The following is a 19,985-nucleotide window of genomic DNA, read 5'->3' as shown; positions in this document are numbered from 1 at the left end:
TCATGGCTTTAAAGCAGCGCCGGCGTGATTCGCCATCGCCCATTCCGCCTTGACCGCTTCGTCGGTCTCGACCGGATGCCAGCGCCGTTCGAGTTCAATAAAGTGATCGAACGCAACGAGCCGACTCAGCGCCCAAACCGCCATCGCCCGCACGAGGGGAGACGCACTCGCAAGTTTCTCTTCAACCGCGCCGGCGATCGCCCCATCGCCGGAATTGCCGGCCGCGATCAAGACATTGCGCAGGAAACGGTCGACCCCGATTCGCTTGATCGGGCTTCCGGCAAAGAAACCCCGAAAGGCGGCATCGTCAAGGCGAAGCAATTCGGCCAGAGGCGGTGCACACAAGTCTTCGCGCGGCTGCAATTTCGCTTCCCGGGCCACGGCCGCAAATTTGTTCCAGGGGCAGACGGCCAGACAATCATCGCAGCCATAGATCCGGTTTCCCATTAGCGGCCGGAACTCGACGTCGATGTGGCCCTTATGCTCGATGGTGAGATAGGAAATGCAACGCCTAGCATCGAGCACATAGGGGCGCGAAAACGCCCGCGTCGGGCAGATATCGAGGCAGGCCCGGCAATGGCCGCAATGGTCCGTTTCCGGCGGATCGGGCACGAGCGGCAGATTGGTGAAAATCGAGCCGAGAAACAGCCAGGAGCCGAAGTCCCGGGAGACCAGATTGCTGTGTTTGCCGGCCCAGCCAAGGCCCGCCGCCTGGGCCAGCGGCTTTTCCATCACCGGCGCGGTATCGACGAAAACCTTAAGCTCAGTCCCTTTGGCTTGGGCGACGAGCCATGCGGCCAGCAGCTTGAGACGCCCCTTGATAAGGTCGTGATAGTCGCGGTTTCGCGCGTAAACGGAAATATTCCCCCTCGATCTCCGCGCCAACGCGGCGAGCGGATCCTCCGCCGGCCCGTAATTCATGCCAACGAGAATAATGCTCGCGGTCTCCGGCCACAGGAGTCGCGGATTGGCCCGTCGCGCTTGCGTCTCGGCCAGCCAGTCCATCGAGCCGGACGCGCCGGAGGCCAGCCAGGCGGCCAGTCTTTCCGGCGCGTCGGGAATGGACCCCGGATCCGTGACTCGGCAAATGTCGAAGCCCAGCGATTGGGCCTTCGCCCGCAGCTGCGATCCGAAATCGGAGCTTAAAAATCGAGGTCCGCATAGATGGGATTCGGGGAGAGGCCCGGCAACCGGTCCGCGAGCAGCGAGCGGAACGCCGGACGCGATTTTATCCGCGCGTACCAGACTTTTGCCGTCTCGTCCTCGTCCCATGGCACGTCGCCTAGAAAATCCACGCAGGAGAGATGCGCCGCCGCGGCCAGATCGGCATGGGATAGCCGGTCGCCCGCGAGCCAATTCCGATGGCCGGCCAGATAACCGATATAGCGCAGATGGGTGCGGATATTGACCCGCGCCGCATGTACGAGGTTCATGTCGGGCCCGCCGCCGCCCTGCTCCCGCGACATAAACCGCTTATAAACCTTTTCGTTGACGAGCCAATTGGACACTTCGTTGTAGAATTTCTGGCTGAACCATTCGAACAGCCGCCGCACCTCGGCCCGCGAAGCCGGATCCTCGGGCAGCAGCCGGTGGCGGCCCAGGGCAAGGCCATGGGTTTCGTCGAAATATTCGGCGATCGGACCCGGGCCTGAAATTACAATCCCCGATTCTTCCACAAGAACCGGGGTTTGCCCGGCAGGATCGAGAGCCAGGAAATCGCGCCGCCGTTCATAGGGCTTTTCCTCGATGAGGTCGGGCTTGATGGCGTATTCGCCCAACAGCACCCTCACGAAACGCGAATGCGGGCAAAGCGGATGATGAAAGAGCGTGACCATTCGGCTCCAAGTTCTGAGGCAAACGCCCGGTATGGACGGACTTATGAGCCTAAAAGTTTAGGCAAAACAATGGTCATCGGCGAAGGAAGATGCGCCGGGTGAGGGAGACATCCCAAGTTAAGGTAAAGACTTTGTAAAGTTTGAGCGCAAGAAGCTGACGAAAGTTGGCACGCCGAATCGCCGGCGCCTCAGGCGGGCAATTGGGCCTGGGCAGTTATGCCGCTTTCAGCTCTTGGCTTGCTCGGGTGCGCTGGCGACACCAATCGCTCCTCCTACCCGGCTTCCACTCGCATCTACTTCCCGAGCATCCGCTGTGAGCCCACTTTTTTGGGGCGGCGACGGGAGAATGGCCTCTGGAGCAATTGCGCCAAACACGGTTTCAAACATTTTTCGCACAACCGGCACCTGTTTGGCGTAATCGGACGGATTCATTTTACGAAGTTCTGTCAGGGTGTTGTCGAGCTCCTTGTAGCCCGGCGAAGCCACCAGTTTGCCGCCCAAATAGACCACCTGACTAAGGCCCATCAATTCCAGCATGGACTGAGGGATCGAAAAATCCGTCAGGTCGGTGAGGCCATTTTTGGTCAGGCTCATGCCGACGATAAGGCTGAAGATGAGCATTTGGACGCGATAGACATCGACGCCATCGGCGGAGGTCACGAGATCGGTCCATTTCGCGACCTTGGTGGCGGCGACGCCCTTTTCCGGCAACCATTTTTGCTCGATCAGCCAAGCCCAATTCTCTAAGCTCAGTCTTTCCTTTTGTCCGTCCGCGATCTTGGCGAATGCCGCGGCACCACCGGAGATACCCAATAAAACTAGAATACTATCGGATAAACCACTGAGTTGGCCGTACTTAAGAAAGAAATTCAAGACGAGTGCAAAGACGAGAAAGGAAAAATAGAGGATTTGCAACCGCGATATGCTGCCATCTCCATTAGGACCAGAAGTCAAGATCACCGGGTCCAGATATTTATACCAGTTTAGCTTCCGCAATTCATGTCTAATCTCCCACATACGTACCCCTTGGGACAGGAATATGTATATGGCTAAAGCGACCACCAAACTGACGAGCGCCGTTGTTTTTGGACTTGAAAAATTGGTCTGCGTGTTTGCAAAAAACTGCAGTTGATTGTCTTGACAGGCTATCGCGGTAATATTGCCGCGTCCCCACCCCCAAGCCGCAGAATTCTCCGGCAGAAGAAAGGTCAACAAGATGTCGTTCTCGGCCGCCTTCCCCTTCTCGACCAGAGGATGGTCTTTGGGAAGCGCACTCACCGATATGAGTGGGACGAACTGCTGCGAACCTTTTGCCGTTTCCACCAAGACCCGATAGCGTAAACGGACCGTTTCCTTCACGTTTTCGGCGTCGACTTCACCGCCCTGTGCAAAAGCCAGAGGTCGAATTGCCACGCTCATGCGTGAACCCCAGGGAGCCCAATCCGCATAGGCTGCCGCCGACTTCTCCGGTGCGAGTTTAATGGCTGCCAAAAGCTCTTGGGGGGAAGCCGAGGAACACTGCTGCGCCCAGGCGCCATTTGCAAGGCAGAGCGCAAATCCCACGGCGGCGAGGCAGATTTTTGAGAAGAAACAGAGGGTCATTCTAACCCATCCAAATTACTGGAAGAAAATTCAATTACTTCAAGAAAAAATATTGTTATGCCAATTTCGAAATCTGTAAATAAAAAAGCTACGCTCGCGGCACGACATCGACACGCGCATCGACATCCTGTTCGCGCGAACCCAGGATTATTCCCGCCACCGGAGAAATATCGGCGTAATCGCGGCCCTTCGCCAAGACGATAAAATCATTGCCGATCATGATGGAATTGGTGGGGTCGAGATCGACCCAGCCATGCGTCTCGCCGCACCAGACCGAAACCCAGGCATGCATGGCATCGGCGCCTTCAAGACGTTTCTTGCCCGGGGGCGGAATCGTCCGGATATACCCCGAGATATAGGCCGCCGGCAGGCCAATGCCGCGCAGGCCCGCAATCATGATATGGGCGAAATCCTGGCAAACGCCGTGGCGCTTCTCGAAAGCCTCCGAAATCGGCGTCGAAACCACCGTTGCTTTGGTGTCGTATTTGAAATCGGCCTTGATCCGCCGCATCAATTCATTGGCGCCTTCGAGGATTGGTCGGCCGGCCGGAAAGCTTGCCCGCGCATAGTCCGAGGCCGGCTCGAACCGCGGCGCAAGCCGGCTCGGGTGCAAAAAATGCGCGGGCGACTCTTTATCAAGAGAGTCGCTGCCAAAGGCCTCCTCGCGAACCGTCTCGAAAGCGGGTGTAGCGCTTAAAATCGGAGGCTCCGGGCGGTCGACCTCAACACTTGTCCTGGCTTCGACGATCAATTTGCGATGTGCGGTTTCGATCGTCAGGAATGTGAGGCGATTGCCAAAAAAACAAATCCGTTCGATCATTTGCGCCGGTTCCGGCGTGATCAGAAGTTCGCTCGCGAGCACTGTTTGGCCGGGGCCGTCCTTCGGCAACAGCCGCAGAGCGCAGTTCGAAAACGTCACCGTCGAGCCGTATTCATACAGGGTCTGGTGGCGAATATCGTAGATCACGCGAGGCCACTCGATTTATCGGCCCGCGCAACATGCGGACCTTGCAGGAAATACCGCGCGGCGATCGCGTCGGCGAGGCCGAGAAGATTTTGCTCGAAGCCAAGAATCTTTTCATTGTTAAGGCTTGGAGCGATGGCCGTCGTAACCTCGGCCGCGAGTTGCAGGATCAATCGACGCGGCGTCTCGAGCATTCCGTCGTCGCTCAACAAAGGAAGATTTTCGAGATGTTCATCGAGCCGTTCGATCTGAAAGGCAACCGAGCGCGGATTGAACGGATCGAGCACGACCATGTCCCGAACCGGATTGAGCGCAACGCCCATCAGATAGCGCGAACGATAGGTGATTTGCGAATCGACGAGATCGAGCAGGACGTCGAGATCGTCGGCCGGCGCGTCGCTGCTGGCAAAATGGCGTGCGAAGCGGCAGGTATTGATGCCCCGCTCGATACGGCGGCCCACGTCGAAGATGCGCCAGCCCGCGCCGCGATTCATGTTTTCCTGGGCTAGACCCGAGATCGCCGCGATTGTCCGCAGGGCCGTATCGGCACGCTCGAAAGCCTCGGCCTCGCTGAGAGGCCCATGCGACGGCACGGCAAGGTTCTGATTGAGATCGCCGATCAACCGCCAGGTGTCGGGCGAAAGGCGCTCTCGAATGAACGAGGCGGCGCGGCGCGCATCGCGGACAAGGGATAGCGCAGAACCGTAGTCTTCGTCCCCATGCAGAGCAATCGCCGCCATCTTCATGGTGTCGGTGACGGCGGTCACGGGGGCCGCATGCCAGGACACCAGCAGGCCCGTGAGCTTGCAAGCCGCCCAACCGACATTGGCTGTCCCTGCATCGGTCTCGATCATCCGGCCAGCGAGACACCGGATCAAGCGCAGGGTCGCTTCGGAACGTTCGAGATAGCGACCGAGCCAGAACAGATTATCGGCGGCCCGGCTCGGCAGGGTGCCCATGATGCGGCGAATGCGAACGGTCTCGTCCGTCGGCAGCAGGCTGACCATGGCCACCGGCTTGTCGGCGAGCACCCAGACGTCCGCCGACTGAACCCCCTCCCCCATCGAAACGGCGCGCGCGTCGGTCCGGCCAGAAATGCGGCAAAATCCGCCCGGCATGATTTTCCATCCATCGGGCGTATGCGCGGCATAGACCCGCAGAACGAAGGGCCGCGGAATGAGCAGACCGTCGTGCCACACCGGGGTCGTGGACAAATTGACGACTTCCTGGCCGACGAAATCAATGCCCCGCTCGGAAATGGCGGCCTTGAGACGTTCTTTTTCTTGTTCGGTCAGGGCGGCGCCGACAACCGGCTGATTGCGTGGAAAGCCGAGCACCGGATTGCCATAGGCGCCCGCGATCGCGAGATCGTCCATGTCCTCGATGACCGACTCTCGGGCCTGCTCCTGGCCGCACCACCAGGTCGCGATGTTCGGCAGGCGAAGATCTTCGCCCAGCAGCTTGCGGCAGAGCTTCGGCATGAAACTCATCATCGCCGGCGCTTCGAGCACCCCCGACCCAAGTGCATTGGCGATCACGACGCCGCCCTGGCGCAAGGCATCGACCAGTCCCGGCACACCAAGGCGCGAGCGCGCATTGAGTTCCAGCGGATCGGCGAAATCACTATCGATCCGGCGCCAGATCACATCGGCGCGCTTCAAGCCGGCGATGGTCCGCACATGCACCTTCCCATCGCGCATCGTCAGATCGCCGCCTTCGACCAACAGCAGGCCGAGGTAGCGGGCAAGATAGGCCTGCTCGAAATAGGTCTCGTTGAACGGACCTGGTGTAAGGAGGCAGATGCGCGGATTGGACCGCTGCGCCATCGAGGTCAGGCCCAGGCGGAATGCCTCGAAAAAGGGGGCAAGCCGCTCGACATTCATGTCGCGATAGAGGGTCGGAAACGCACGCGACAGGACGAGGCGGTTGGCAAGCGCGTAACCGGCGCCGGACGGCGCCTGGGTACGGTCGCCAATCACCCACCAGCGGCCATCCGGCCCGCGTCCGAGATCCGCAGCGTAAATTTGCAGAAATTTGCCGCCGGGAGGGCTCACCCCATGCAGGGGATGCAAGAAATCCGGGCTGCCGGTGACGACGGCCGCGGGCAAATCGCCGGCGGTGACCAATCGGCCTTCGCCGTAAATATCGGCAACGACCATTTCCATGAGCCGCGCGCGCTGCTCAATGCCCTGCGCGATGTCGCGCCATTCGTCATCATTGATGAGGAGAGGGACATGGGAAAGCGGCCAGGCCCGCTCGCTCGTATCGCCATAGGCGCGATAGGAGACGCCCGTGTCCCGAATGTGCCGGTCCGCGGTGGCGAAGCGGCGCGGAATGTCCTCGGCTCCCAAATCCATGAGCGAGCCGAGAAAGCGCAGCCAATGCGGCCGGGGGCGCCCATCCTTGCCGATGAATTCATCTGGGATTCCGGGCAGCGGCTTGTAACCGGCTGCCAGCTTCGCGAGCCGCTCGGCCGCTTCGATATGGGGGTTGGTCTGGTCCGACGCGCTGAGGCTCATCTATTGCTTATGGCTTGGGCCGAAAAGATTTCAGGATCGCCGCGTTGGTCTGGATGCTGGCGGCGCCGATGAGGTCGAGGCAGTAAGGCACAGCCGGAAAGATCGCATTCAGGCAGGTTTCGATCGATGCCGGTTTGCCGGGCAGGTTAATGATCAGGCAGGGACCGCGATGCGCCGCGATCTGGCGCGACAGAATTGCGGTCGGGACCTGCTTCAAGCTTTCCTGACGCATGAGTTCGCCGAAGCCGGGCAACACCCGGGCGGCGGCGGCCTCCGTGGCTTCCGGTGTCAAATCGCGGGGGGAGGGCCCGGTGCCACCGGTGGTCAGGATCAAATCGCACTTCTCCTTATCCGCGAGTTCGATAAGCGTATCACGCACGGATTCGAACCCATCCGGAATTATTTTTTGGACGATATGAAACGGGCTCGTCAGAATCTTGGACAGGTAGGCGACAATGGCGGGTCCGCTTTGATCTTCATAAAGCCCGGCGCTGGCGCGGTCGGAAGCAGTGACGACCCCGATAATGGCCGCGCGGTTTGTCTCTTCCGCCATGCAAAACCTTCCGCCCGCTTGAAATTGCAGCGCAGTGTAACGGATCGGAACCGATTTTTGAACCGCACGCCGCAAGACGTCGGTGCCGGCTTTGGAAAGGGTCGGCGGGAAATCTCCGCCCGGCACGCGGGCGCATTTCGTAAGGCTGGCCGCGGGCCTCTACTGGAGAGTGAAGATTATCAAAACTTAATAATACACGTGAAGACGCGTTTTACCTTTGTAATTCGAAGGATAACAGGTCCTCCTCAGGCAACGGTCTGGCCAATGTGTCCAAAAAATGGTAGAAGAAGCAAATGGGTCTTTTTGCGTCTGCGCATGATGCTATCACAAGTAAATATACAAGTAGTTTTTAATATTGGGGGAGACATCGCCAATGAGTAATGACGGGATTGAACGGATCATCATCCGTCATGTAAATGGCTCGAAGGCTAACCAGATTGAACAAATTTCTCTTGGCGATTTGACCGAGATCACGATCGGACGCGACCCATCGTCGACGATCGCGTTCGATTCTCCCCGCGATGACGTTGTGAGCCGTCGCCATGCCGTAATCCGCGTGGTTCGGGAGCCGCATATTTCGTTCCGACTCGCCGATCTCGGCAGCAGCAATGGGACGTTTCTGAATGGCGAACGGATCACGGACGAGCTGGAGCTTCTGCCCGACGATGCCATCGGATTGGGCAAGAATGGCGTGAAGCTCATCTTTGACGTGCAGCCGCGGCCGTCCAGCCTGGCGTCACGGACCCGCTTGATCGACGTCGGCGACGCGGCGGCAACGCGCGTCATCAAAACTGCCGAGATCGCGGCTTCGATGGCCGCCAATGATGCGGTCACCAAGACCAATATCGGCGCCGACACGGGGACCGGCAAGTTCGAACCCCCGCCGAAAACCGGCGTCGGCAAAGAGACCGTGCTCCATTTGCTCGGTGAAGAGCGCCGGGCGACCAGCCGCATCTGGATTGCTTCGCTCGCCGGTTTCGCCGCTTTCGTCGCATTAGGTGGTGCATTCTTCTATTGGAAGCACGCCCATGATCAGCAGGAGCTGCAAACCCAAAACCAGCGGCTGAAGGATGATCTTTCCCGACGGCAGGCCGGGCTCGAGTCAAAGACCGACGAGCAGTTCGGCTTGAGTTCGCAAGACATCGTCAAGCAATTCGGGAACGCGACGGCCCAGATCAGCACCTCCTGGCGCCTCTACGACCAGACCACCGGCAAACCCGTGTTTCATCAGACGTTCCGGGACCATGAGAGACGCAGCAAGGACCTCTACACCTACCCGGCCTATGTGCGCATGCCCAACAATGTGGTCGTCCGCTGGCTCACGCTCGAAGACGACAATCGGACCAATATTCCGATCGGCGAACGGCTGCAGGGCACCGGCTTCGTCGTCAGCGAACATGGGTTCATCCTGACCAACAAGCATGTCGCGGCGCCCTGGAACCTCGCCTTCGGCCAATCCGATCCCGCCAATGATTCAAGGTTCGGTTGGCTGTATGAGATCGGCGGCGGTCCCGGCGCCAAGGATCCCAAACTGCGCTATCCGACACGGATCGATTTGGCGGACGAAGATTACAGCTCCCTCAAAGCCTGGGCTCCGGCTTCCGGCGGCCTGGTCTTCGTGAAGAATATGGCATTGTTTCCGAACGGCGTGGAAGGGAACATCCCCGATCCGTCCAAAGGCGGGACCCATACGTTTTTCGGGCGCGACGATGTGCTCGAAGTTCGCTTTGCCAACAGCCGGGTGAGCGCCGCGGCCAATCTCGCGCGTGTTTCCAGTGAAAGTGACGCGGCCCTTATCAAGGTCGACACGCCGCAGCTCCTCAACAAATTGGAAATCGCCAGCGATGACGATGTGACCGTCGGCGAGAAAGTCATCGCCCTCGGTTATCCGTCGGTGGCGCGCTCGGCGATTGCCTTTAATTCCACCATCGAAAATGGCCAGATCCGGAAAAACGAGGATATCGTGCCGCTGCCTTTCGTCAGCGAGGGAATCGTGGCCCTGGTCAGCCCCGCGGCCAAGACCGAGAACGGGATCACCATGGTGGGCCTCTCGGGCGACATGATCCAGCTGAGCATCAACTCGACGGGCGCGGGCAATAGCGGCGGCCCTGTATTCAACAAAGCCGGGAAGGTCATTGGCTTGTTCACCTACGGCATCAGCCGTGGAGGGGCGAACACGTCCGGGGCCGTTCCGATCAAATACGGCCGCGATCTTCTGCAGTCGCAACATCCTTAATCAGGAAGGCGCCCCGCCATGGCGCTTGCGTCAGAACCCGCCGCTGAATTCCAAATCGTTGGCGCGATGCTGACCGATGTCGGCCGCGTGCGGAGTTCGAACGAGGACTCCGTCGCCTTCGTCATCCCGTCCAACAATGAGCCCAGCGCGCGGCGTGGCAGCCTGCTGCTCGTTGCCGACGGGATGGGCGGACATGCGGCGGGGGAAGTCGCGAGCGCCCTCGCCGTGGAAGTCGTGCGCCGCGTCTATTTCCTGCTCGACGCGCCCGTTCCGGATTCCCTCCTGACCGCCTTCGAGGCGGCCAATCGCGCCATTCTCGACCACAGCAAAAGCAATCCCGATTGCAAAGGCATGGGCACGACCTGCACGGCGCTCGCCATCCATGACGGCCGCGTCTGGCTCGCGCATGTGGGCGACAGCCGCGCCTATCTTTTGCGCAACGGCAAATTGACTCAATTGAGTGAAGATCAAACGCTCCACGCGCAGATGATCCGCGACGGCTTGGTGACGGCCGAAGAAGCCAAAGACAGCGCCGGCGGCAACATTGTGCTGCAGGCGCTTGGCACGCGTCCGGACGTTGAGCCCGCCGTGTGGGGCGAAGGCATTTCATTGGCCGACGGGGACATTCTCATCCTGTGTTCGGACGGCCTTACAAACATGGTGCCCGACAAGGCGATCGCGGAGGCCGCCGCACGGGCGGCGCCGCAGGAGGCCTGCTCGAATCTCGTCGCGGCGGCGCTCAAGGCCGGCGGATATGACAATGTATCGGTCGGCATCTTCGCGGTGCGTGCCAAGAACGGCCAAGCCACGGGCACGCAGACAACGACGCGGCGCATCGATATTGCTGAGACGGACGCAGAAGATGCGGCCTTCGAGGCGGCCACAACCCGCATCATCAAAGTGCCGGAGGGTCTAGCATGAGCCTGCCCCGGATGATTGGTCCCTATCAGATCACGGAGCGACTAGCGACAGGCGGCGCCGGTGAGGTGTACGCCGGAATCGACACGAAAGTCGGACGCGAAGTCGCGATCAAATTCCTGCGCCCGGAACTGGCCGGCGATTCCAGCTATGTCGACCGTTTCCTCGCCGAGGCGAAAAGTCTGGGACGCCTCAACCATCCCAACATTGCGACGCTCTATGCCCTGCCGCAAGAGGATGATCACGTCTGCATGATCATGGAGCTCGTCCGCGGCCGCACCGTCGAGCAGATCATTCAGGAACGCCGCCGGCCTCTTGCGGTAAGGGAAAGTCTCGCGATCCTGGCCCAGGTCACCGACGGCTTGGCCTACGCCCACGATCAGGGCGTGATCCATCGCGACATCAAACCCTCGAATTTGATGGTCACCGAGTCCGGCCGCGTGAAGATCATGGATTTTGGCATCGCGCGGGTGCGCGGCAGCGATCGCATGACCCGCATGGGCAGCGCGGTCGGCACGCCGCTTTATATGTCGCCGGAACAATGCCGCGGTTTGGAAGGCGACGAACGCAGCGACATCTATTCGCTCGCCGTCGTCCTTTATGAGCTGTTGGCCGGAAGCCCGCCCTTCAAGGGAGACACCGACTATGAGCTGACCCGCGCTCATATCGGCACGCTGCCGCCGCCGCTCATCCCCCGCATATCTGGAATCGACCCCTCGCTCGAATCGGCCATCATGATCGCCTTATCCAAGCGACCGGAGCAACGTTTCCCGACGATGCGCGCCTTCAGCGATGCGATCGGCGCGACGGCGCTTCGGGGCGATGCGACGGCGATCATTCATAACCACACCAGCCTCATCCAGGGGGCAACGGCCACCCAGGAAACCGCGAAACCGCCAGCCTTGCATACGGTCGCGCTGGCCTTGGCGCGGAGCCGGGCGGCCACCGTCATGCGCCGGTTCAAGGGCCTTCATCCGGCCGTTCAAGGTGTTCTGGCAGGCGCCTTTGCCGTGGCCATTGTAGCCGGCGTTTTTCTGTTGCGGGCTGGCCCCGAGCCATCCCCCTCGTACGGAACTTCGGGCCCGTCGCAGACCGCGACGGATTTCAAATCGCGAGCCGTTGGAGGCCCACTCGATCAATCCTCGCGGATGGCCCCGACCAATATGACGCAGGAAAAACTGTCGGTGTCGGAAGGTTGCAACACGAGCTTTCCAGATTGCGGCAGGACCGCCAGCAAAACCCAGGTCCAGCCACAGCCAATCGAGCAACAGCCTTCGCTCCGAATGGAGGCCTCCAATGCGCCGGAGACCGACAAGCCGAAGTTTGCGGATTTTGAAACGGCCGAGAAACAAGGGAACTATCCGGAGGCCTACACCATCGCCAAAGGCATGGATAAGAGCGGCGATCCGGCCGGCGCCTATGGATTGGGTCTGCTCTATTTTCGCGGCAACGGGGTGCCTTCCGACCAGCAGCAAGCCTTTTATTATTTCTCAAAGGCCGCCCACGAAGGTTACGGCATGGCGCAATCCAAACTTGGCGTGATGTATCACCAAGGCTTCGGTGGCGTTCGCAAGGATTACGAGAGCGCCCGCTACTGGTTTGAGAAGGCGGCGGCGAGTGGCGTCGCGGAAGCCATGTCCGCCCTCAGCGGCATGTGTCATCGGCGCGAAGGCAAGTTGAAGCCGGATTGTGAACAGGACTGGTCGGATCGCGCGGCCAAGGCCGGATATATTCCCGAGCCGTGAGTCGGCCCTCTGGGGCCAGAGCAGAATCCCGGACGGTTTGCAAACTCATTAGATGGGATCGGGGCATGATCTCGATTCAACGGACCTGAGAGAGCGCTTCTCTTCAGAGGCCCAGTCAGATTTTTGGCACCGGGGCGCCGCCGCCCCCGTCGTGATGGCGATGACCGCCGCCGCCGTGCCGGCGCGCGTGGCTGCTATGATGTCGGACGGAGCGATAGCTGTGGCGACGATAGCGGTGCCCGGAATACCCCCTTCGATAATGGCCACCGCCGCCGAGATAGACGCCGAAAGGACCAATCCCGAGATATTGGGCCGCCGCCGGCTGGACATCGAGAAACGCCGCGATGGTCAGCAGGGACAGGCCAATCAAAAATGATTTGCGCGGAAACGCCACGGCGTTGCCGTTACCACCCCTGTTTCCGCCACGGTCCGCCATTCGGATTCCCCGCAAATTCGTTGCTCGAACAACCGCAATATTCCATGCAGGCTTTCGATATGCAACAGCGCCGCGTCCGACCGCCACGCCCAAATTGGCTACATGCGTGAAATTAATTGTGTTCGTCCGGCAAGGGCGGAACCGGCCAAATTCCGACGCCCTCTTCGATCAGCGCGCGCGCTTCGTCGAAACTCGCACGGCCATGAATCGGACGTTCGGGTAGGAGGCCATTATGGATTTTGCGCGCCTCTTCGGGAAAACGGGCGCCCACGTCGTCCGCCGCATCGAAAATCCGCTTGCGGACGGCATCTATCATGGAACGCAATTCCAGATCATGCTGGTCGAGCAGCGCGACCTGAGATTCGGCCGGCGCCACCACGGGTTCGGTCCGCTCTTTCTCGCCGCTGGTGATGGCCGGCGCCATAATCGCTTTTGAGACTTCGGTTACCTGACAAAACGGGCAATGAACGAGGCGCGCCTGGGCTTGCGTTTCAAAAGCGTCGCCGCTCTGGAACCAGCTCTCGAATTCATGTCCGCGCGCACATAGTAAAGCGAATTTGATCATTGCGCTAAATCGGCGAGAATCAGATCGAGTTTGCCGTCGAAGGCGAGTTCGTGGAGCTCGTCGCAGCCGCCGATATGCACATCGTCGAAGAAGATTTGCGGCACGGTGCCCCTGCCATTCGCCCGGTTCATCATCGCACGGCGGGATTCGGGATCCCCGTCGACGGGAATTTCGGTAAAATTCAGGTTCTTCTTACGCAGAAGCTCCTTGGCCCTGTAGCAATAAGGACATGTGGCCGTTGTATAGATCGTAATTTGCGGCATGGTTTAACCCTTTAGTCTCTTATATGGGAAATGGCATCCCCGTCGCAACCCAGGTCAAGCCAAGCACATTACGCGCCACTCGCGGGGCAGCAGCCCCCGCCGCTCCCGAACCCCCTCGGATATCTTGTCGCCCAATATCGACAACGGGGAATCCATACATATATCTCGGGAGCGCCACCCAATACCGCCTTGCTTCGCTCAAGCGGTCAACATGGAGCGGCGAGAGGAGCAATCAGATGAGTGCTGACACCGGAATGCCCTATGAATCATGCTCAGGCCGACACGGCGACGGATCCCACCGGCGCGGGTGCTGGCATGGAGAGCCTTGGAAGCCAGTCGAAATCCTGGCCATGGTTTTGGGCTTCATCGTGTTCTGGCCGATCGGTCTTGCGGTCATAGGCTGGAAATTTTGGCAGAAGAAGACAGGTTACCCAGGCGACATTGTTGCTTTCGGCCAAGAAAAATGGCGGAACCGCGGGAATTGGGGAACAGGCTCCGGGCGTTGGGGTGTCAACAACTGGTCGGCTGCCGGCTTCGGCATGAGCTCGACTGGAAACCGCGCCTTTGACGAATGGCGTGCCGCCGAACTCGCTCGGCTGGAAGAAGAGCGCCAGAAACTCGTCGCCGCCGAACGTGAATTCGCGGAATTCATGGAGAATCTGCGCCACGCCCGGGATCGCGAGGAATTCGAGCGGTTCATGAACGAGTATAAGAACCAGCAAAACCGTCCCTCCGGCCAATAGGCCCAGCTTCCCACATCGAACCAGAGACACGGCCGTTTCCGAAACGGCCGTGTTGAGGGCGGCCTATTCGGTCGGAGGACTTCTGAGCCGTTTGGTTTCGCCCTGCCGCAACTTTGTCTCCAGCCGCCGCTTGCGGGCCGCCAAGCTCGGTCTGGTTTTCACCCGCGGCGTAGGACGAACCGCCGCCGCCGCGATCAAGCTCAGCAATTTATCCAGCGCCGCCCGCCGGTTCTGCGCCTGCGACCTGTGCTCTTGCGCGAAGATGACCAGCACGCCGTCCCTGGACAGGCGGGTGCCGGCCAAGCGCTTCAGACGCTTCTTCAGGGGTTCATCGAGACAAGGCGAGTTGGCGACGTCGAAGCGGAGTTGGACCGCGGTTTCGACCTTGTTGACGTTTTGGCCGCCGGGGCCGCTGGCGCGGACGAAGGAAAACGCCAGTTCGGACTCGTCGATGGCAATCTCCGGCGTCACTTCGATCCTTGGCATGATTTTGCCCGTTTTTGCCGCGCCCTGATCTCGGCACGAGGGGTTCATTTCAAAACCGTTAACCGCAATGCTTTAGCGCGGATTAACACATTACGCGCATGTCTTGCCGATGGCGTGTCGCGTTCTGCCATTTGCCGTTGTCACGGCCTTGATCTTGGCGCTGGCCGGATGCTCGAACTACGAGCGCCCGCGCCGGCCCGCTTGGCGTGGTCAAGCCGAAAACGCCTGTATCGCGCAACAGCTGATCCGCGTCTCAGCCTATGTTCAACCGGCCCGCGAAATCGACGGACCCAGCATTTGCGGCCTCACTAGGCCGTTCAAGGTGAGCGCCTTGCTCGACGGCGCGGTGCGTTTCAATATGGTGTCAACCCTCGACTGCCCGATGATCGCCACGCTCAACGCTTGGCTGACCGAGGTTGTGCAGCCAGCCGCGCAATCCCGTTTTGGTCAACCGGTCGTCCAGGTCAATTCGATGGGGGCCTACAGCTGCCGATCCATGAACAACCAGTATGGCGGGCGCATTTCCGAACACGCGTTCGGCAATGCCGTCGACATTGGCGGGTTTGTTCTCGCGGACGGACGCGAGATATTGATTGTGCGCGACTGGACGCGAGGCGACGATCAGGTACGGGCGTTCCTTCAGGACGTCCATGCCGGCGCCTGCGGTCAATTCACTACCGTGCTTGGACCCGGTTCGAATATTTTCCATTATAACCACATCCACTTGGATCTCGCGATGCACGGCAATACGTCGACCGGTCCGCGCCGCATCTGCCGTCCGCAGCTGCGTCCAAGCGCGACGCCGGAACCGCCACGAGACAATTTGCCCAATCCGCCGGACATCGACGAAGACGTCGATGTCGCCCATGCCGGCAGCCCAGGCAACGAGCCCGTTGCCTTGCATGCCGGACCGGGGCCGGCGCCGACGGGGCGCATACCGGATTCCTTTTTCGCGGCCGCCGCGCGCGGACCGACCGCCGTCCGAGCCTATGCGCCGGTGGTGCCGCCAGAACCGGTCCGCGGCTCGCTACGCGAAGACGGGGCCTTTGTTCCCGAGGGCAACCCGGCCGATTGGGATCTGACGTCCTCGATTCCTCGCCGTTGACCGGTTTGCGGCCAAGGGCTCGAACGGGGCTTCTGGCCTCTCTTGGAGCGAGCTGGTATCCTGGCGACGTACGATCACCTCCGGCGCCTTGCGCCGGTCTCGACAGCCGGCCGCGTGAGAGGGGGGGGAACGATGCCACAAGATTACCCGGACGAAACCAAGCTGACCGCCCGATTGCCGAATCTCGACATCGAGATTGTCCGGAGCATTTCGCCCGATGGCGACGCCGAGCGTATTTCCATAAGTGTGCAAGCGGCGCCCTCCTTCGAGGCATTTGGCAGGTTTCTGGAGGCGGCCAATCCGTTTATGTTCTGGATGCGGTTGGCCCAGACCGCTTGGATACCATGGCTTAGCGCCGCTCCAGCTGCCGTCCCCGCCAGGAATTCAGATCGCCGTCCGCCGGAAATCGCCGGGCCGACCCGCCGACGGGATGATGTTGGATGATCGACGGGATCCTTCGAAAGGGGCGCTTGCGCGGGCCTGCGTGCCGCCAACCGACGACACGGGAAAATTAAAGCGACGGTGAGTCAAACGATCGGTGAATTTGCGCTGCGGTGAATTTTGTCCGCGACCGGCGAAGCGTGCTCCGGGGATGTCAGGCCCGCATGTCAGCGCCGGCGATGCCGATTACGATTTTCTGCTGCCTGGCGATTTCGAGTTTGACGGCGGTCCAATGCCGCGCCGAGCGCGGCCCGTCCATGCAGCGGCCCCGGACCCTTTCGCGCGCCTCGAAATAGGCCTGATCCTTGAACCTTTCGGTAAGGCGGCAGACGTCGGCTGCAATTGCCGCTTTCCTCTGGGCACGACGCCCGATCAAAGCAAGGAGCATGGATTTACTCAACTCATGAGAGCACAACCAATATTGCAACCATGCAGAGCAAAAATCAACTCGGAATTTTGCACGTTCAAATGGGATTCGACACGGCAGCCCGTAGCATCAATGCCCGGAAGCGATTGATTTTTAACCCTGATGCCAGCCATCAAGCAAAAATAAACGATGTGTTTTCCACCGAAAAAACAGCTGTGGGAAACTCGCGTCCCAAGCCCAATCAGGTCTCTTCGAGTTCAATCAAGGTTCCGGAGAAATCCCTCGGGTCCAAGAAAACGACTGGTTTCCCATGCGCCCCGATCATCGGAGTGCCATTTCCAAGAATCCGCGCACCGTTGCGGGTCAAGCGCTCGCACGCCGCACCAATATCGGCGACTTCGAAACAGAGATGATGGATCGCGCCGGTTGGATGTTCGGCGATGAACTTGGCGATCGGAGATTGGTCCCCGAGAGGTTCGATCAGCTCAATTTTGGTATTGGGGAGCTCGACAAAAACCACCTTGACGCCATGTTCGGGCAAAGCCAAGGGCGCACTCACCTTGGCGCCAAGAACCTCACGGTATCGAGAGCTTGCGGCGGCAAGATCCTTGACCGCGATGGCGACATGGTTCAACCGCCCGATCATGCGCCGACCTCCCGGGCTCGATCATACCTCAACCACCAAGACATGGACCGACGGGCGCTTGCCCCATGCCGCTGCGATGGCGTTGCGCACCGCTTTTTCGATCGCGACGGAGACGACATCGGCATCGCGGCGTTTTTGCCGCGGCAAATGATCAAAGGTCTGGAAGAGCGCGTCATCGACAATCGCATCCATGGCGGCCCCATCCCGGGTTCGCGCCGGCACCCCCGCGGTCATGACGTCCGGCACACCGGCCATATCGCCCTTCGAAGTCACCGCCATGGCGATGGTCACGATTCCCGAAACCGCCAGTTTCTGGCGAATTTTAATTGTTTCGTCGGCGGCCGAAATCAGCGTGTTGCCGTCTCTGCAAAGGCGGCCGCTTTGGGCCTCTCCAACGATTCCGGGAGTGCCCGGCGCGAGCTGAACAATGTCTCCATTGCGCGCTCGGACCACATGCTGCACGCCTTGCAGTCCGGCGAACGCCGCATGCTCCTCAAGATGGATGTCCTCGCCGTGGGCGGGAATTGCGATTTTCGGTTTGGTCCAGCCGTAGAGCTGCGCGACCTCGCCGCGGCGCGGATGGCCAGACGCATGAACCAGCGCATTGCGATCGGTAATGATCTCGATCCCGGATCTGATGAAATGATTGATGATGCGGCCGACATCCCTCTCATTGCCCGGAATGGTGCGCGACGAAAAAATCACCTGATCGCCGGGTGTAAGCGTGACCACCGGGTGTTCGCCCAAGGAAATGCGCGCGATCGCGGCCCGGCTTTCACCTTGGCTTCCGGTCGCAATGACGACCACCTTGTCGCGCGGAATATGCGGAAACGCATCCTGGGACAGAAAATCCGGGATGCCGTCGAGATAGCCGCACTCGCGGGCAACGGCGACCACCCGTTCCATCGCGCGCCCGACCAAAATAACCGTGCGGCCCGCAGCCGCAGCAGCCTCGGCAACCGCGCGAACCCGCGCAACATTGGACGCGAAGGTGGTTACAACCACCCTGGCCGAAGCCGCAGCGATGATTTCCCGCAAGGTCTTGCCGACCTCGCCCTCAGAGGGGCTCATGCCTTCGCGCAAAATATTGGTCGAGTCCGAGATGAGCGCCAGAACGCCCTCGGCACCGATCGCGGCGAGGCGCTTTGCATCGGTCGGCTTGCCTATGCCAGGCTCGCTATCGATCTTCCAATCGCCGGAATGAACGACTGTGCCAAGCGGCGTGCGAATGGCGAGCGCGCAGCTCTCCGGGATTGAATGAGCCATGGCGATGAATTCGACCCCAAAAGGCCCGATCTGAACCGTTGCGCCTTGCGGAACGACCGTAATGGGGACTTCCGGCGCGCCCGGCTCGGAAAGGCGCTTGGCTGCGAGAAGGCCGGCGGCGAAGGGCGTTGCATGGAGGCCGCATCCGAGCCTCGGCCATAGGTCGGCGATTGCGCCGATGTGGTCCTCATGCGCATGGGTAATGACCATGCCGACCAAATCCGCCCGCATCTTATCGATGAAGCTGACGTCCGGAACGATCAGGTCAATCCCAGCCAGATCGGGCCCGGCGAAGGCCACACCGCAATCGACCATCAACCATTTGATGCGCCCTTTGCGGCCGAAACCGTAAAGGGCGAGGTTCATACCGATTTCGCCCAAGCCTCCGAGCGGCACAAAGAGCAGCTCGTCATGTCCATCGTTCATTTGCAAAAAACCCTTATGGACCGGCGCCGCCCTGGCGTCCGATCCGCAAAATCTGAAAATCGGCTCAAACACGGCGAGACAGGGGTGGAGTGAATGTCACGCCCTTCCCGTTCATGCCTGCTCAACTGTGTTCTCCCGCCTTGGTGACGGCGCTCTTTGGATATTGATCCAAAAAAACATCGCCGGCCTCGACCGCGATCGGACCTTCGGACTGCTCGAGAATGAGCCGTCCCGTTGCATCGATTGTCTGAAACACGCCTTCGATCGTTTGCGACGGCCGCTTCACGCTAATTCTGGTGCCAAGGCCAGCGGCTGAGGAGAGCCATTCCGCGCGGATGACTTCAAAGCCATCGTCTTCACCCCAAACCTCGAGCCAATGAGCCATGGTTGCCGACAACCGCTCGAACAGCTTTGCCGGGGCGACGGCCTTCCCCACAATCAGGGCCAAATCCGTCGCCGGATAAGGAGTATCCTGCGGATGCGAGCTACAGTTTACGCCTATTCCAGCGACGCAGGCGAAGCGTCCGTCCGGCAGATTGGCGCTTTCCAACAAGATTCCGCAAAGCTTGGCGCCATCGTAGAGAATATCATTTGGCCATTTAATTGCGAGACGCGGATCGTCGCAAAGGATTTCGCGCAACGCATGGACGAGCGCGACACCGGCGACAAAGCCAAGTTCGGCGGCGCGGTTCGCCGGTGCCGCATCGATCAGCAGGAGGCTCGCATAGAGATTGCCAGGCGGTGAGAACCATACGCGACCGTTGCGGCCCCTGCCCTCTGTCTGCGCATTTGCAACCACCCAGGTCCGCCCAGCGTCGCCGGACCTTGCACGCGTCATGGCCTCGCTGTTGGTCGAGCCGAGCTGGTCA

The 19,985-nt window shown here is 60.3% G+C and carries 20 protein-coding genes; 6 read left to right on the top strand and 14 right to left on the bottom strand.

Features of this window, described 5'->3' with window-relative positions; translation table 11 throughout:
• The 6 genes from queG to CU048_12940 form a co-directional block, all read right to left on the bottom strand.
• Positions 1-1,272, bottom strand: coding sequence for a tRNA epoxyqueuosine(34) reductase QueG (gene queG, locus CU048_12965; GenBank protein ID QBR72028.1), 1,272 nt, complete (start codon positions 1,270-1,272; stop codon positions 1-3).
• Entirely contained in the window at positions 1,143-1,835 is a 693-nt protein-coding gene (locus CU048_12960; GenBank protein ID QBR72027.1) for a glutathione S-transferase, read from the bottom strand. The genes queG and CU048_12960 overlap by 130 nt, the downstream gene beginning before the upstream one ends.
• Before the next feature lie 225 nt (positions 1,836-2,060).
• Positions 2,061-3,437 carry a hypothetical protein gene (locus CU048_12955; GenBank protein ID QBR72026.1) on the bottom strand — a complete coding sequence of 459 codons (1,377 nt, stop codon included), beginning with the start codon at positions 3,435-3,437 and terminating at the stop codon, positions 2,061-2,063.
• Between the two features lie 88 nt (positions 3,438-3,525).
• Positions 3,526-4,404, bottom strand: coding sequence for a transglutaminase (locus tag CU048_12950; GenBank protein QBR72025.1), 879 nt, complete (start codon positions 4,402-4,404; stop codon positions 3,526-3,528).
• Entirely contained in the window at positions 4,401-6,920 is a 2,520-nt protein-coding gene (locus tag CU048_12945; protein ID QBR72024.1) for a hypothetical protein, read from the bottom strand. The genes CU048_12950 and CU048_12945 overlap by 4 nt, the downstream gene beginning before the upstream one ends.
• Before the next feature lie 7 nt (positions 6,921-6,927).
• Positions 6,928-7,473 (bottom strand): molybdopterin adenylyltransferase, encoded by a 546-nt coding sequence (locus tag CU048_12940; GenBank protein ID QBR72920.1) that lies wholly within the window; start codon positions 7,471-7,473, stop codon positions 6,928-6,930.
• Between the two features lie 373 nt (positions 7,474-7,846).
• Here CU048_12940 and CU048_12935 point away from each other — a divergent pair, with 373 nt between their 5' ends.
• From CU048_12935 to CU048_12925, 3 genes are read left to right on the top strand one after another with little or no spacing between them, the layout of a single operon-like run.
• Entirely contained in the window at positions 7,847-9,709 is a 1,863-nt protein-coding gene (locus CU048_12935; protein ID QBR72023.1) for a phosphopeptide-binding protein, read from the top strand.
• An 18-nt stretch (positions 9,710-9,727) separates the two neighbouring features.
• Entirely contained in the window at positions 9,728-10,630 is a 903-nt protein-coding gene (locus CU048_12930) for a serine/threonine-protein phosphatase (protein ID QBR72022.1), read from the top strand.
• Positions 10,627-12,372 carry a serine/threonine protein kinase gene (locus tag CU048_12925; protein ID QBR72021.1) on the top strand — a complete coding sequence of 582 codons (1,746 nt, stop codon included), beginning with the start codon at positions 10,627-10,629 and terminating at the stop codon, positions 12,370-12,372. The genes CU048_12930 and CU048_12925 overlap by 4 nt, the downstream gene beginning before the upstream one ends.
• Before the next feature lie 115 nt (positions 12,373-12,487).
• Here the strand turns inward: CU048_12925 and CU048_12920 are convergent, their stop codons facing one another.
• From CU048_12920 to grxC, 3 genes are all read right to left on the bottom strand, one after another.
• Entirely contained in the window at positions 12,488-12,808 is a 321-nt protein-coding gene (locus CU048_12920; protein QBR72020.1) for a hypothetical protein, read from the bottom strand.
• Between the two features lie 112 nt (positions 12,809-12,920).
• The gene (locus CU048_12915) at positions 12,921-13,373 is read right to left on the bottom strand and encodes a DUF1178 domain-containing protein (GenBank protein ID QBR72019.1); all 453 of its coding nucleotides are present in this window, start codon (positions 13,371-13,373) and stop codon (positions 12,921-12,923) included.
• Complete coding sequence (gene grxC / locus CU048_12910; protein ID QBR72018.1) at positions 13,370-13,636, bottom strand: glutaredoxin 3; 267 nt, start codon at positions 13,634-13,636, stop codon at positions 13,370-13,372. The genes CU048_12915 and grxC overlap by 4 nt, the downstream gene beginning before the upstream one ends.
• Before the next feature lie 236 nt (positions 13,637-13,872).
• Here grxC and CU048_12905 point away from each other — a divergent pair, with 236 nt between their 5' ends.
• Positions 13,873-14,379, top strand: a complete 507-nt coding sequence (locus CU048_12905; GenBank protein ID QBR72017.1) for a hypothetical protein — start codon at positions 13,873-13,875, stop codon at positions 14,377-14,379.
• Between the two features lie 63 nt (positions 14,380-14,442).
• Here the strand turns inward: CU048_12905 and CU048_12900 are convergent, their stop codons facing one another.
• Entirely contained in the window at positions 14,443-14,865 is a 423-nt protein-coding gene (locus tag CU048_12900; protein ID QBR72919.1) for an aminoacyl-tRNA hydrolase, read from the bottom strand.
• A gap of 109 nt (positions 14,866-14,974) precedes the next feature.
• On the opposite strand from CU048_12900, the gene CU048_12895 reads away from it, so the two are divergent.
• Both CU048_12895 and CU048_12890 read left to right on the top strand, forming a co-directional pair.
• Positions 14,975-15,970 carry an extensin gene (locus CU048_12895; GenBank protein QBR72016.1) on the top strand — a complete coding sequence of 332 codons (996 nt, stop codon included), beginning with the start codon at positions 14,975-14,977 and terminating at the stop codon, positions 15,968-15,970.
• A gap of 132 nt (positions 15,971-16,102) precedes the next feature.
• A complete protein-coding gene (locus CU048_12890; GenBank protein ID QBR72015.1) occupies positions 16,103-16,414 on the top strand; it encodes a hypothetical protein in 312 nt (103 codons plus the stop codon).
• Between the two features lie 151 nt (positions 16,415-16,565).
• On the opposite strand, the gene CU048_12885 is transcribed toward CU048_12890, so the two are convergent.
• The 4 genes from CU048_12885 to CU048_12870 all read right to left on the bottom strand — a co-directional run bounded on the left by CU048_12885 (position 16,566) and on the right by CU048_12870 (position 19,954).
• A complete protein-coding gene (locus CU048_12885) occupies positions 16,566-16,799 on the bottom strand; it encodes a hypothetical protein (protein ID QBR72014.1) in 234 nt (77 codons plus the stop codon).
• A 220-nt stretch (positions 16,800-17,019) separates the two neighbouring features.
• Positions 17,020-17,424, bottom strand: a complete 405-nt coding sequence (gene mce / locus CU048_12880) for a methylmalonyl-CoA epimerase (GenBank protein QBR72013.1) — start codon at positions 17,422-17,424, stop codon at positions 17,020-17,022.
• A gap of 21 nt (positions 17,425-17,445) precedes the next feature.
• The gene (locus CU048_12875) at positions 17,446-19,116 is read right to left on the bottom strand and encodes an MBL fold metallo-hydrolase (protein ID QBR72918.1); all 1,671 of its coding nucleotides are present in this window, start codon (positions 19,114-19,116) and stop codon (positions 17,446-17,448) included.
• A gap of 121 nt (positions 19,117-19,237) precedes the next feature.
• The gene (locus tag CU048_12870; protein ID QBR72917.1) at positions 19,238-19,954 is read right to left on the bottom strand and encodes a biotin--[acetyl-CoA-carboxylase] ligase; all 717 of its coding nucleotides are present in this window, start codon (positions 19,952-19,954) and stop codon (positions 19,238-19,240) included.
• Positions 19,955-19,985 lie beyond the last annotated feature (31 nt).

Source organism: Beijerinckiaceae bacterium (genome assembly GCA_004564215.1).
GTDB lineage: Bacteria > Pseudomonadota > Alphaproteobacteria > Rhizobiales > Beijerinckiaceae > Methylocapsa.
This window is presented reverse-complemented; position numbering and strand designations above follow the sequence as displayed.